The organism is Bradyrhizobium sp. (genome assembly GCF_035309285.1).
GTDB lineage: Bacteria > Pseudomonadota > Alphaproteobacteria > Rhizobiales > Xanthobacteraceae > Bradyrhizobium.
The window spans coordinates 60,726-74,178 of sequence record NZ_DATGFH010000014.1; the positions used below are offsets into that span (position 1 = coordinate 60,726).

Genomic DNA, 13,453 nt, shown 5'->3' on the forward strand with positions numbered 1-13,453 from the left:
CCAACTCATAGCGAATCAACGAGAATCCTAGCAGCCATCGGGAAGGATGGAGAGTTTCTGCGGGGAATTGCAATTGCAAAGCAGTGTTGGTTCGCGTGCCTTTCAAAACGCAAGGCTGCAAAAGCAAGCCAGGAAGCAGGCGGAAGTCCTGTTGCCGGCGGCGATCAAGGCTTATCGCGAAGGCCGGCACCTGGAGGCCCAGACGCTATGCCGGCAGATCCTCAAGGACCTGCCCAACCATTTTGACGCCCTGCATCTGCTCGGCGTGTCCGAGAACGATTGCGAGCGATTCGACGAGGCGGCGGCGGTCCTCACGCGCGCAGTCGACCTCGATCCGCGCTCGGCCGAAGCCCAATCCAACCTCGGTCTGTCGCTGTTCCGGCTGGGCCGCTATGAGGAGGCTCTGGCACGCCACCAGCGCGCGGTCGCGCTCAAGCCGAACTTCCCGACCGCGCTCACCAATCTCGGCAACGCCTTGATGCATCTTCGGCGGTTCGATGAGGCGATCACCGCCCATGACCGCGCCATCGCGCTCAAGCCCGATTATGGTGACGCCTATTGCAACTGCGGCATGGCGCTCTTGCTCTCCAGCCGGAATGAGGAGGCCGCGCAGAGCTTCGATCGGGCGCTCTCGCTGCAGCCGCGGCTTTTGCCGGCCCTGCTCGGCAAGGGCCTCGTGAGCATGAATTTGCGAAACTTCGACGTGGCGCTCGCATCGCTGAATACGGCGCTGGCCCTCAAGCCGGATGCGGCCGCCGTGATCGCACAGCGTGGGCGGCTTTATCAGCAATTGGGGCAGCCCAAGAAAGCGGAGGCCGAGTTTGACGCGGCGCTCGCGCTGCAGCCGCTCCTGGAACCCGCCTTGTGCGGCAAGGCCACGGCCTGTCTCCTAGATGGCAACACGGTTCAGGCGATCTGCGCCAGCAACAAGGTGCTGGCGCAAAACCCGAACTCGGAGGTCGCCTGGGGCCTGCTCGGCGCCTGCTTTGCGCTGCAGGGCGACATCGTAACCGCGATCGAGCATTACGACCGCGCGCTCGCGATCAGGCCGGACTATGAGGATGCGATCACCAAGAAGATCTTTGCGCTGGATTTCCTGCCCGGCACCGATTTTGCCGAGCTTCAGGCCGCGCGGAAATACTGGTGGGATGCGATCGGCTCGCGCTTGCCGCGGCAGTCGCTCGGCGAGCGCAACCTCGATCCCGAGCGGCGCATTGTCGTCGGCTACGTGTCCTCCGACTTCCGCGATCATTCCGCTGCGCTCGGCTTCATGCCCATCCTGCGCCACCACGATCACATGCAATTCGAGGTCATCGCCTATTCCTGCTCGCCGCTCAAGGACGACACGACGGATTGCTTGCGCGCGATGGTCGAGCGCTGGGTCGACGCCTGGCAGCTCCCCGACGAGAAGCTGGCGGAGCGGATCCAGGCCGACAAGGTCGATATCCTCGTCGATCTGTCCGGACATTCGGCCGGCCATCGGCTCGGCGTATTCGCGCGCAAGCCGGCGCCGATCCAGGTCACGGCCGTCGGCAGCGTGACCGGCACGGGCCTGCCCACGATCGATTATCTCTTCGCCGATGCCGTCACGATTCCGCCCGCGGTCCGGCACCTCTTTGCGGAAACAATCTACGATCTGCCCTCGCTCATCACCATCGAGCGGCCTCCGGAGATTGCGCCATCGCCGCTGCCCATGCTCCGCAACGGTCATGTCACCTTCGGCATGTTCAACCGGACCGACAAGATTTCAGAGCCCGCCTTGAAGCTCTGGTCGAAGTTGATGGCGGCTGTGCCGGGCGCGATGATGGTGGTCAAGAACGGCTCGATGAGCGATCCACTCCTGCGCGACGGATTGACCGCGCGCTTTGTCGCCCACGGCATTCCTGCGGATCGCATCCGCTGTATCGGCAAGACCACGCGCCTCGAGCATCTTCAGATGTTTGCCGACATCGACATCGCGCTCGACCCGTTCCCGCAAAATGGCGGCATCTCGACCTGGGAGCCGCTGCAGATGGGCGTGCCCGTGGTCACCAAGCTCGGCGATGGCCCGGCAGCGCGCGCGGGTGGGGCGATCGTGAAGGCAGTCGGACTCGACGACTGGGTTGCCGGGGATGATGATGGCTATCTCGCGATCGCGCTCAAACACGCTTCCAATCCCTCGGAGCTCGCGGCGTTGCGCGCGCGGTTGCCGGCGCAGGTCGCCAACTCCGAAGCCGGAAATTGCGACATCTACACGCGTCGCGTGGAACAAGGGTACCGCAAGTTCTGGCGCGATTACTGCAGCGGCGCTTCCACCAAATAGGCCAGCGTCGTCTCGGCCGCTCTTGTCACGCGCTCGCTTCAGGCGCTTCTGGGCAGGAACGTCAGGACAGAGCCGGTCTGTGCGGTCTCGCGCATCGCCTCGGCTATCACGGCGGCAAGAGCGGCTTGGTCGAACGGTTTCGAGATGCGGGGCAGGTGAGGACGCATGGAGCCTGGAAGCTCGGCATACCCGGTGCTCAGCACCACAGGCGTGTCCGGGCGCTCGACCGCGATCGCCTCGGCGAGCTTCAATCCGTTCATTCCGGGCATGGCGTAGTCGGTCACCACGACATCGATCTTGGGCGTTCGACGCAGGAGCTGCAGCGCCTCCTCGCCGGAGCACGCCTCGATGACGTCATGGCCGAGGTCGTCGAGCATCGCGGCCGTATTGTCGAGCACCAGAAGATCGTCGTCGACAACCAGCACGGAGAGGGGGCGGCTAGACCGCGACACGGAATGCATCGGCACCGCGACGGGCGCGGGAACCGTCTGGTCCTCGGCGCGCGGTAGCCAGATTTCGGCCGTGGTACCCTCGCCGGGACGGCTCTTCAGCACCAGCGTGCCTCCCGACTGCTCTGCAAGCCCCTTCACCATCGAAAGCCCGAGGCCGGTCCCCTTGCCGACGCCCTTGGTCGTGAAGAACGGATCCTGCGCGCGGCTCAAGGTGTCCTCGTCCATGCCGCATCCGGTGTCGCTTACCGAGAGCGCGACGTATTGTCCAGCGCCCAGACCATCCATCGCCGGTTCCTCGTGCGCGGCGATGCTGATGACGCCGCCGCCTGCCATCGCATCGCGCGCATTCACGGCGAGGTTGAGGATCGCAAGCTCGAGCTGGTTGGCATCGACCCTCACTCTCGGCAGTTCGAGCGGGAAATGGGTTTCGATCCGGATACCGGGATCGAACTTGAGCAGCGCGGCCATTCCGCGCACCAGGGCCGGAACGTCCACGACCACGGGCTTGAGATCCTGCTTGCGCGCGAAGGCCAGCATGCGCTGTGTGAGCGAGGCGCCGCGCTGCGCTCCCTGAATGGCATTGTCGAGCAGCCGGTGGATCCTGGGGTCGTCGGTGTGAACGCGTCTCTTGACCACTTCGAGGCTGCCGAGGATCGCTCCCAGCAGGTTGTTGAAGTCGTGAGCCACGCCGCCGGTGAGCTGACCGACGGTCTCCATCTTCTGCGACATCACAAGCGCATCCCGCGTGCGCTCGAGCGCCTCCTGGGCGCGGCGGCGTTCCGTCACGTCGCGCACGATCTTGGCGAAGCCGATGGTCTCGCCGCGCGCGTTGCGCACCGCCTGGATAGTCGTCTCGGCCCAGAGGCGGCTATTGTCCTTGCGCAGGCGCCAGCCTTCATGCGTCGACTTGCCGTCCCGCTTCGCCTCCGTGAGTGCGGCATCGGGCAGGCCCAAGTTGCGGTCCTCCTCCGGGTACAAGATCGCGTAGTGCGATCCCACAATCTCCTCGCCATACCCCATCAAGCGCTGAGCCCCGAGATTCCAGTTCGCCACCTGTCCATCCGGGGCGAGCATGAAGATGGCGTGGTCGGCCACGCCTTCCACGAGAAGCCGGAAGCGCTCCTCGCTGCGCCTGAGCGCCTCGGCCTCGCGACTGGCGCGTTCCGCCGTGGAGCGATCATAGATGGCTGCAGCGAGTCCGATGCTGAGAATGATGATGGTGGTGCCCGCAAGCAGGAATGCAAGCGGCGCTTGTCCGACGGTGCCGTGTCCTGTGTAGCCGGTCCCGACATCGGTATGCATGAAGGACGAGCCCTCCATCGCCGCGTAATGCATCCCGGAGATCGCAAGTCCCATGACTACGCCGGCGGACAGCCGCTCGAGCACATTGGTGGTGCGGAAGGCGAGCCACAGCGCGACGATTGACGCACCGATCGCAACGGCGATGGATAGCGCGACCCAGAGCGGATCGTAGGTAATGAAGGCGGGCATGCGCATGGCGGCCATGCCGGTGTAATGCATGCCGGAGATCGCAAGCCCCATTCCGAACCCCGAAGCGAGCAGGGCGCTCGGGCGTTGACTGACGACCAGGAAGGCGATGGCGGCCACGACGATGGGAATGGCGAGCGACAGCAGCGTGAGCAGCGGATCGTACGAGACCGCCATTCCGGGCAGGCTGAATGCCAGCATGGCCACGAAATGCATGGACCAGATGCCGCCGCCCATGGCGATCGCCGCAGCACAAAGCCAGCCCAAACTGGCCTGGCCTGAGGTGGCCCGCATGCGGGTCGCAAGATCCAGCGCTGTATACGAAGAAAGCGCCGCGATCAGAATCGACAGCGCTACGAGAACGGGGTCGTGCGAACCGGAATGATGATGCATTCGGGCACTTTAGTGGGGATGCATTCGCCCAATCTGTGGTGATGCATTATGGCGATTCTAGCGCTTTTTTTGGCGTGTTGCATAGTTCCATCGGGTTCCGAACGCGCCGCCCTCAACACCCACCATGCGTGCTCTGCAGCAACACCCTCAGAACTCGGCACGAATGCCGAGCCACTCATTGCACGGTAAGCTCTTGTTTACCTCTTAAACAACCGGCACGCGCCTGGCGGCGACGGCAGCGGGCGAGATCACCTCCATGTCGAGCGGCGCGCGCCAGCGCTCGGTCAAGCGCACCTCCGGCGGCTTGTTGGTTTTGGCCGCACCTTCCAGCACAAAGCCGTCGAAGCCGCTGCTCATGACCTCGTTGCATTTCTGCACATAGATCGGAAAGCCGCCGATATAGGGCATGAACACCCTCGGCCGGCCGGCGATGTTGGTGCCAACATACCAGGAGCTGCAGGTCGAGCGCAGCGAGACCTTTGAGACCTCGTTGACATGCTCGACCCAGGCGTCCTCGTCTTCCACGCACGCCTCTATCGTGCTCGCGCCGACGTCGCGCATGTGGCCGAGGCAATCCACCAGCCAGTCGACGTGCTGCTCGATCGCCTGGATCATGCTGGCGAGCACCGACGGGCTGCCGGGCCCGGTGATCATGAACAGGTTCGGGAAGCCCGCGGACGCGAGCCCGAGATAGGTGCGGGGACCGGCGCGCCATTTTTCGGCGAGCGTCAGTCCGTTGCGGCCGGTGATCGCGATCTTGTCGAACGACCCCGTCATCGCCGCAAAGCCGGTGGCGGAGACGATCGCGTCGACAGGATATTCCGTGCCATCAACCACGATGCCGCCGGCCGTGAAGCGCTCGATTCCCGTCCTGGAGACGTCGACCAGCTTCACATGCGGCAGGTTGTAGGTTTCGAAATAGCCGGTATCGACGCACAGCCGCTTGCAGCCGAACACGTTGTCAGGACACAACAGCTCGGCCGTCGCCGGGTCCTTCACGATGCCGCGGATCTTCCTCCGCGCAAAATCGGCGATGGTATCGTTGGCGTCCTTCTCGAACAGGAGGTCGCCGAAGGCGCCGAGGAAGGGCAGACCGCCGCGTGCCCAGGCTTCCTCGTATTGCTTCTCGCGTTCCGCCTCGCTCGCTTCCAGCGCCGGCGTCAAGTTGTAGGGAAAATAAAAGCCGGTCGGGCGTGCGCGGGCTTTCGCCCGCAGCTCCGGATAGTGGGCCTTCACTTGCTTCAGATAGTCCGGCGTCAATGCCTCGTTCCAGGCCGGCACCGACCAGGTCGCGGTGCGCTGGAACACGGTGAGCTGCGAGGCTTGCTTGGCGATGATCGGGATCGACTGGATCGCGGAGGATCCAGTGCCGATCACGCCGACACGCAGGCCGGTGAAATCCACGCCCTCATGCGGCCATTCGCCGGTGTGGTAGACCGGTCCCTTGAAATCGCCGATGCCCTCGAAGCGCGGCCGGTTCGGCGCCGACAGGCAGCCGACTGCCATGATGCAAAAGCGCGCCGACACCCTGTCGCCGCGGTCGGTCTCGATCTGCCAGCGCTTTGCAGCCTCGTCGAACGTCGCCCTGACCACGCGGGTATCGAACACGATGTCGCGGCGCAGGTCGAAGCGATCGGCGATGTGGTTGGCGTAGGCGAGGATCTCGGGCTGCGGCGAATATTTTTCAGACCAGTTCCACTCCTGGTCCAATTCTTCCGAGAACGAAAAGGAGTATTGCATGCTCTCGACGTCGCAGCGCGCGCCGGGATACCGGTTCCAGTACCAGGTGCCGCCGACGCCGCCGCCGGCCTCGAACACGCGCGCCGTGAAGCCAAGCCCACGCAAGCGGTGCAGCATGTACATGCCGGCAAAGCCGGCGCCGACCACGACGGCGTCGAAGCTCGTTCCAATCTCGGCTGCGCGCGTCGTCCCGGCCTTTGTCGTCATTGTTGCGTTTCCCCTTTTGTCAGGAATTATGCCGCAGGCCGCCCAAAAATCGATCATGAATTGGACAGGGAGGCGCGGCGTTTTCGCAGGGCGCTGCGCCACGATTGCGTCCAGGCGCTATCCAAACTAATGATCGCTGGGCCTCGTGCCCAAGAGCATCTCCCAGGGAATTCCCAGCATGACCTCCAAACGACCCTATCGCGGCGTGTTTCCCGTCGCGCCGACCATCTTCGATGCCAACGGCAACCTTGACCTCGAGGGCCAGCGCCGCTGCATCGATTTCATGATCGACGCGGGCTCGCAGGGAATTTGCATTCTCGCCAATTTCTCCGAGCAGTTCGTGCTGACCGATGCCGAGCGCGAAAGCGTCATGCAGGCCGTGCTCGACCACGTCGCCGGCCGCGTGCCGGTGATCGTGACGACGACCCATTTCTCCTCCGCCATTTGTGCGGCGCGGAGTCGGCAGGCCGAGCAGGCGGGGGCGGCCATGGTGATGGTGATGCCGCCCTATCACGGCGCGACGTTCCGCGTGCCTGAAGCCGCCGTCTTCGACTTCTTCCGCGTGGTCTCGGATAGCGTCGGCATTCCCGTGATGATCCAGGACGCGCCGGTCGCTGGCACGCCGCTCTCGGTGGATCTGCTCGCGCGGATGGCCAAGGAGCTTGCCAACATCCGCTATTTCAAGGTCGAGGTGCCGGGCGCGGCGAACAAGCTGCGTGCCCTGATCGCCGCCGGTGGCAGCGTGATCGAAGGGCCATGGGACGGGGAGGAGGCAATCACGCTGATGGCCGACCTCGACGCCGGCGCCACCGGCGCCATGACCGGCGGCGGTTATCCCGATGGCATCCGACAGATCATGGACCCGTTCTTCGCCGGCCGCCGCGCGGACGCCGTGGCCGCCTATGGACGCTGGCTGCCGCTGATCAATTACGAGAACCGCCAATGCGGCCTCGCCGCCTGCAAGGTGCTGATGAAAGAGGGCGGCGTCATCGCCTCCGACACCGTGCGTCACCCGTTGCAGCCGCTGCATCCGGCGACGCGGGCAGGCCTGATCGAGATCGCGAAAGGGCTTGATCCAGCGGTGTTGCGGTGGGGGAAGTGAGCAACACCGGACAGTCCAACCAATCCGCCGATCGGTCCAAGACCAACGCAAAAAACTGAGGCCTGATGCTCCCACTCAACGGAGCATCGCGATGACCTCTTTCCGAAGACTGGTGCTTGCTGTCGCTATCGGGCTGGTGCTTGCGCCCCTTTCAAGCGAACTTTGCCTGGCCACGCCCGGCGCCGCCAATGCAAATGTCGAACTGGCGCGCGGCGGCAAGCCAACCTACCCGGCCTGTGGGTGGGCGAAGCCAGGACGGGTCTGCTATCAAGGCGGGGCGCTTTGGGCCGCCCCCGGCCATCGCGGCCCGCGGCGGCGGTAACCAGCTCCCGTTGGCATCAACTCCACCTCACCGCATCATATTCAGGATCGGGTTTCGGCTTGACCAATTTTATCGAAACGCCGAGTGCTCTGGCCTTCGGCTCGATTGCCTCGGCGGATGCTTTGAATTCTCGCAACGCATAACCAAATTGTCACGACCCGCTATTACCTTCCCCTCCGACCAGCGCGCACGAACAATGGGGATTCCCAATGGGAAAGCCTCCGCGCGCGGCTGGAGTCAAATACCCGCACGAACGGATCTTCGTAATCGATTTTCTCAAACAGCAGATGTTGGATCTCCAGGCTTTACGCAAGAAAGTGACCGAAGCCGAAGCCGCAAACGCGCGGCGCCAAAGGCGAAGCAAGCGCACGACAACCTGATCGCCACCGCCGAGGGCGTGATTTCTGATGCATGCCGAGATCGCAGTGCGAAAGGTTTTGGGATAAGGCGGGTGGCCGCGGCACAACTCTGAAGGAGATGTTTCTGCAGGTGCGAGGGTATGCCTTTAATCCGCCCCCGGCCATCCCGGCCGTATAAGCTTTTCCGTCGGCGTCTACTCCACCGTCACCGTGTACGTATCGAGGATCGGCTTTCGGCTGCCGTAGATCACCTCGATCGCAAAGCCGTCGGTCCCGCGATAACCGCGCGCCGATGTATAATCCACCTCGAACCCCGGCATCGATCGACCGAGGCAGATGGTGCCGTAGGTGGAGAACCGGTTGCGCCTTGCGACTGCGGTAACCCTGCGCGGGGTCAGCTTTCCGTGCTGCGGCTTGGTTGCGACTCTGACCACGCCCGAATTCGGCGAGCAGTCGTTGTTCCAGGAGAGGTAAGTATGGATCGGCGTCGTCACACCAGACTTGACCACGCGCGCGTCGGCGGGCGCGCCCGCCATCATCGCGAGCAACGCGCCACCGGAAATTGTAAATAACCTCACTCTTTGCCCCCTAGCGTCGATCCGCTCGCTCCATCCTACGGTCGTTAACCTGTCCTTGCTATTCCCCGTGCCAAGTGATTGAAGTCGCTCACAATGGAAGGGTGGCCGAGTGGTTTAAGGCACCGGTCTTGAAAACCGGCGTGCCCGCAAGGGTACCGTGGGTTCGAATCCCACCCCTTCCGCTCCCTGCTAATCCATCAGTGTCCATACACGCCTATACCTGACACGCAAGCTATTGCGGCGTAAGGCGAATTTTCACTTTCGCATCGCTAAATGTTTTTGCGTGTCGCCAAGCATCCACGATCAAAACGTGGGTTGGCTCGTGGGTTTAGGCGGACACTTTGAAAGGAATAGCGATGGGAAATCTGACTGCATTGAAGGTGAAGAACGCACGACCTGGCGACAAGCTGAGCGACGGTGACGGCTTGCGGCTCGACGTCGACAAGAGCGGCAACGCGAGTCGGGTTTTTCGCTTCACAAGCCCGATGACCGGGAAAGAGCGGTTCATGGGATTAGGTCCATCCGGCGACGTGACGTTAGCGAAAGCGCGTGAAGATGCCGCCTTGGCCCGAGCCCTGATTCGTGATGGCAAAGACCCGATCGAGCAGCGCAACGCCGAGCGTGCCGAAGCCAAGGCGCAGGCGTCGCGCGCGACTACGTTCAAGGCGTATGCCGAGCAGTACATTTCCGGAAAAGAGGCCGGCTGGAAAAACGACAAACACCGGCAGCAATGGCGCAACAGTTTGCGGGACTACGCTTATTCCAACATTGGCCATCTGCCTGTCGCCGACGTGAACACCGATGGCGTGTTGAAAGCGCTGCGCCCGATCTGGCAAACGAAGAAAGAGACGGCGCGACGTGTCCGCGGACGCATTGAAGCGATTTTGAACGCGGCCAAGGCCGAAGGACTCCGTACGGGCGAGAATCCGGCTCTCTGGCGTGGCCATCTTGATCAGGTGCTTGCACGGCGCCGCAAGTCGGACGTGACGCATCATCCGGCATTGCCCTATGAGGAGATGCCCACCTTCTGGAAATCACTGGCAAGTGACACGTCTGACGCCGCGCGCATGCTGCGCTGGATTATCTTGACCGCCTCTCGCTTCAACGAAGCCTATGACATGGACGCGGCCACCGAATTGAAGGGCGATCTTTGGACGATCCCCGCCGCTCGCATGAAAGCCGATCGGGAGCACAAGGTGCCGCTGACCACTGCGGCCTCAGCGCAATTACCTTTCCGGCCCGTCAGTGACGTAACGCTGTCCAACTGCATCGCACGCCACACCAAGACACCGGCCACGACTCACGGCATGCGATCGACGTTCCGCGATTGGTGTGGCGACTGCTCGCACTTTCCTCGTGACATAGCTGAAATGTGTTTGGCGCATAGCGTCGCTGATGAAACCGAAGCCGCCTACCGACGCTCAACAGCGCTCGCGAAGCGACGCGAGTTGATGGAAGCGTGGAGTCAGTATTGCGCATCAATGAGTTAGCGCAACCTCAAATTTATGTTGAGACCACAGGTTGCGTACCTCAAAAATATGTTGACTTATCAACGGGTTAACATGTCACTTTGTTGACAGTGAACAAAAACTAGCGTATAAGGACAACCACGGTCCAGAGAGAGACCCGCCGAGCCGCTGTGAAGTGGCGAAGCGGGTTTTTTCGCGACCACAAAACCTTAACGAGGAATGAAAATGGAAGCCTTCACTATCAATCAGTTTTGCAGTGGCGAAAAGATCGGCCGGTCCATGTTCTACAAACTGGCCAAGATGGGCAAAGCGCCCGCGACCTACAAGGTCGGGTCAGAGCGCCGCATCAGCCGCGAGGCATGGGAAGCCTGGCGCGCCGAACGTGCGGCCGAGACCGAATCCGCAGCCGCCTAAACACAAAAAACCCGACCGGACATGCCGATCGGGCCAACTTGAGTTTAGGAATTTATGAGCACGATTTTCTTAGCACATGTTGGTTGCGATTGCAACTATGTTCCGATCGGATTTCTCAACAAAGGAATCCGAGTAATGCGTACCGACTACCGCCTTTGGCCTTACGGCATCTACCTCAGCCCAGCCTTCATTTATTTCCACGATCGACTCTATCAACCAATCGTCTTCGCGCCGTGGATCGATTACTACTTGCCTGATCGCATAATCACTGTCGCGTCACCCCTAGTGCCGATCGCGCCAGACACGCGAATCAAATTTGAGACACAACTCTGGCTCTATAACGACGGCACTTCGCCGACTCATGATCGGCAGACACGCGCGAAACTCAAAAATTTGATGGACAGTATTCCGACGCTCAAAGCCGAGATTGCACGGCGGAAGGCGGTGCGGGCGTGACCAATCCTATGCTCGACGCTGCGCTTCTATATGCCGCCAACGGCTATTGCGTCTTCCCCGGCAGGATAGAGGGTAAGCAGAAAAAGTCCTACAAATCGGCCGAATATAGTGACGGTCGTAAGTGGGGCATGACGAACAACCCTGATGAAATCCGCGCGGATTTCGCAGATCATCTAGGGCGCGCCCTGATTGGCGTTCCAACAGGCAGCGTTAATAAGCTTTGGGTTCTCGACGTCGACACCAGAGAAGGCGGCCACGCCCACAACGGTAAGGAAGCCCTAGACGCGCTTATTGCCGAGCACGGCCCTTTACCAGAGACGCTTCAAGCGCGGAGCCCGTCTAAGTCGCTGCACTATTATTGGCGTCTTCCAGAGGGCATTGAAATCCCAAAGTCGCAAAGCAAAATCGGTCTCGGTCTTGACGTGTGCGGTGAAGGCGCAATGGTCTTCGCGCCGCCGAGCATCCGCGGTGACGGTGCTTACGAATGGATCAACGACCTAGCGGCCATGGTCGAAGCGCCGAATTGGCTCGTGAAGCTCGCACAAGAGGCTGCTAAAAAAGCGTCGACGACTACGCCTGCGACTACAACGATTGAGCCGCCGCTCCATCCCACGAATCGCGCTGAAATCGCATTGGTCGATCAGTTCAAGTGCGTAGCTAGCGCCGCACCTGGCGAGCGCAACGACCAGCTTAATAAGTCAGCCTACCTAATTGGTCGCCTTGTCGGTGGGGGCGAACTTCCCGAGCAACTTGCAATCGATACGTTGTTGAAGGCCTGCGAGGCCTTCGGCACCGACGATCGGGCGCACGATATATCGACTATCCAAAGCGGATTGAAAGCAGGGAAGGCTGATCCGGACTTAACAATGGCAAGACAGAACGAAATAACGATATTGCAAGGATCGGGCATGCCGCCGTCCACACCCTCAAGGACGGGCATTCGTGCTCACCGCATTGATGCCGCTACACTCCACGGGAAGGTCGTCCCCGACCGCGAGTGGACGGTGTCTGAATTGGTGCCGCACAGGAACGTTACACTACTCTACGGTGATGGTGGTGTCGGTAAATCGCTCCTGGCGCTCCAACTCGCCGCTGCCGCTAGAACCAACACATTCTTTTTCGGGCGCTCGGTAAAACAAGGACCGGTCGAATTCATCACGGCAGAAGATGACCACGACGAACTGCACCGACGCATGGACGACATAGCGAAATCCATGAACAAAACATTCGGCGATCTCAAGGGCCTGCACGTGACAAGTCTGACCGAAGAGGACGCGCTCTTGGGCTTGGCGAAAGACGCTGGCGTTCTTGAAGAGACGGCGCTTTATAAGGAACTCGATGAGGTGATGGGCGAGAGTAAGCCCGTCGTGGCTGTGCTCGACACCCTCGCCGACGTCTACGGCGGCAACGAAAGCATACGGCATCAGGTGCGGAAATTCATTGCCTTGATGCGCAAGCTGGCGCTCAAGCACAGCTGCGCTGTCGTTTTACTGGCGCACCCAAGCCTCACCGGTTTGAACTCGGGAACTGGCACGAGCGGTTCAACCGCTTGGAGTAATTCGGTTCGATCCCGGCTCTATTTCAGCCGAGTGATTGGCGAGGACGGCTCCGAGGATGATCCGGACAAGCGAGTCCTGAGCACCAAAAAATTAAACTACGGTCGCACGGGCACCGAAATTCAAATGTGGTGGCGAAACGGCGTATTCACTTCGGGGTGGTCGCGCGAAGAGCAACCATTGTCTCCGCTTGAGCAAGAGCAGAGAGCAGAGCGGGTGTTTCTGCAGCGGCTCGATTGGCATCGGAAGAACAACGACCGGGTGAGCATGAGCACTCACTCTTCGAAGTATGCGCCAAAGCTGTTTCGACGCGAAGCCGAGCGACAGGGTGTCAAAAAGCACGAAATGGTCGATGCGATGACACGGCTGCTCGAAAGAGGCGAGATTGAAAACGTCATGTATGGCGCGCCGTCGGACAAGACGTTTGAACTTATTCGGGCGTTTAAGGCGCCTCCGATCGTGCCGGATCACCCACCACCCCCATGTCCCGTGCAGATTGTATCATGATTTTAGGCACACCTGCTGGTGTAGCTCCAGGGTTGCTCCAGAGTTGGCACTCCAAGGTTGCTCCAGAGTGTCCAGAGTCACCAAAAACGTCAATGATTTCAATAGTCC

9 protein-coding genes and 1 tRNA gene are annotated in these 13,453 nt (G+C 61.3%); 7 read left to right on the forward strand and 3 right to left on the reverse strand.

The annotated features are described in order from the left end of the window. Positions 1-73: 73 nt before the first annotated feature. Positions 74-2,302 (forward strand): O-linked N-acetylglucosamine transferase, SPINDLY family protein, encoded by a 2,229-nt coding sequence (locus VKR55_RS04625; protein ID WP_324400171.1) that lies wholly within the window; start codon positions 74-76, stop codon positions 2,300-2,302. A gap of 38 nt (positions 2,303-2,340) precedes the next feature. Here the strand turns inward: VKR55_RS04625 and VKR55_RS04630 are convergent, their stop codons facing one another. Together VKR55_RS04630 and VKR55_RS04635 are read right to left on the reverse strand one after the other, a co-directional pair. Continuing rightward, positions 2,341-4,635, reverse strand: coding sequence for an MHYT domain-containing protein (locus VKR55_RS04630; RefSeq protein WP_324400173.1), 2,295 nt, complete (start codon positions 4,633-4,635; stop codon positions 2,341-2,343). Positions 4,636-4,839: 204 nt separating this feature from the next. Next, positions 4,840-6,582: a flavin-containing monooxygenase gene (locus VKR55_RS04635; RefSeq protein ID WP_324400175.1), complete on the reverse strand. Its 1,743-nt coding sequence runs from the start codon at positions 6,580-6,582 to the stop codon at positions 4,840-4,842. Between the two features lie 178 nt (positions 6,583-6,760). Here VKR55_RS04635 and VKR55_RS04640 point away from each other — a divergent pair, with 178 nt between their 5' ends. Continuing rightward, positions 6,761-7,684, forward strand: a complete 924-nt coding sequence (locus VKR55_RS04640; protein WP_324400177.1) for a dihydrodipicolinate synthase family protein — start codon at positions 6,761-6,763, stop codon at positions 7,682-7,684. Between the two features lie 875 nt (positions 7,685-8,559). Here VKR55_RS04640 and VKR55_RS04645 read toward each other — a convergent pair. Further along, a complete protein-coding gene (locus tag VKR55_RS04645; RefSeq protein WP_324400179.1) occupies positions 8,560-8,943 on the reverse strand; it encodes a hypothetical protein in 384 nt (127 codons plus the stop codon). Between the two features lie 95 nt (positions 8,944-9,038). Here VKR55_RS04645 and VKR55_RS04650 point away from each other — a divergent pair. From VKR55_RS04650 to VKR55_RS04670, 5 genes are all read left to right on the forward strand, one after another. Continuing rightward, a tRNA-Ser gene (locus tag VKR55_RS04650) sits at positions 9,039-9,125 on the forward strand. 174 nt (positions 9,126-9,299) lie between these two features. Continuing rightward, positions 9,300-10,433 carry a tyrosine-type recombinase/integrase gene (locus VKR55_RS04655; protein ID WP_324400181.1) on the forward strand — a complete coding sequence of 378 codons (1,134 nt, stop codon included), beginning with the start codon at positions 9,300-9,302 and terminating at the stop codon, positions 10,431-10,433. Positions 10,434-10,631: 198 nt separating this feature from the next. Beyond that, positions 10,632-10,826, forward strand: a complete 195-nt coding sequence (locus VKR55_RS04660) for a transcriptional regulator (RefSeq protein ID WP_324400183.1) — start codon at positions 10,632-10,634, stop codon at positions 10,824-10,826. A 135-nt stretch (positions 10,827-10,961) separates the two neighbouring features. Then, a complete protein-coding gene (locus tag VKR55_RS04665; protein ID WP_324400185.1) occupies positions 10,962-11,282 on the forward strand; it encodes a hypothetical protein in 321 nt (106 codons plus the stop codon). Continuing rightward, entirely contained in the window at positions 11,279-13,345 is a 2,067-nt protein-coding gene (locus VKR55_RS04670) for a bifunctional DNA primase/polymerase (protein ID WP_324400188.1), read from the forward strand. Before VKR55_RS04665 ends, VKR55_RS04670 begins: the two co-directional genes overlap by 4 nt. The last annotated feature ends 108 nt before the right edge of the window (positions 13,346-13,453 follow it).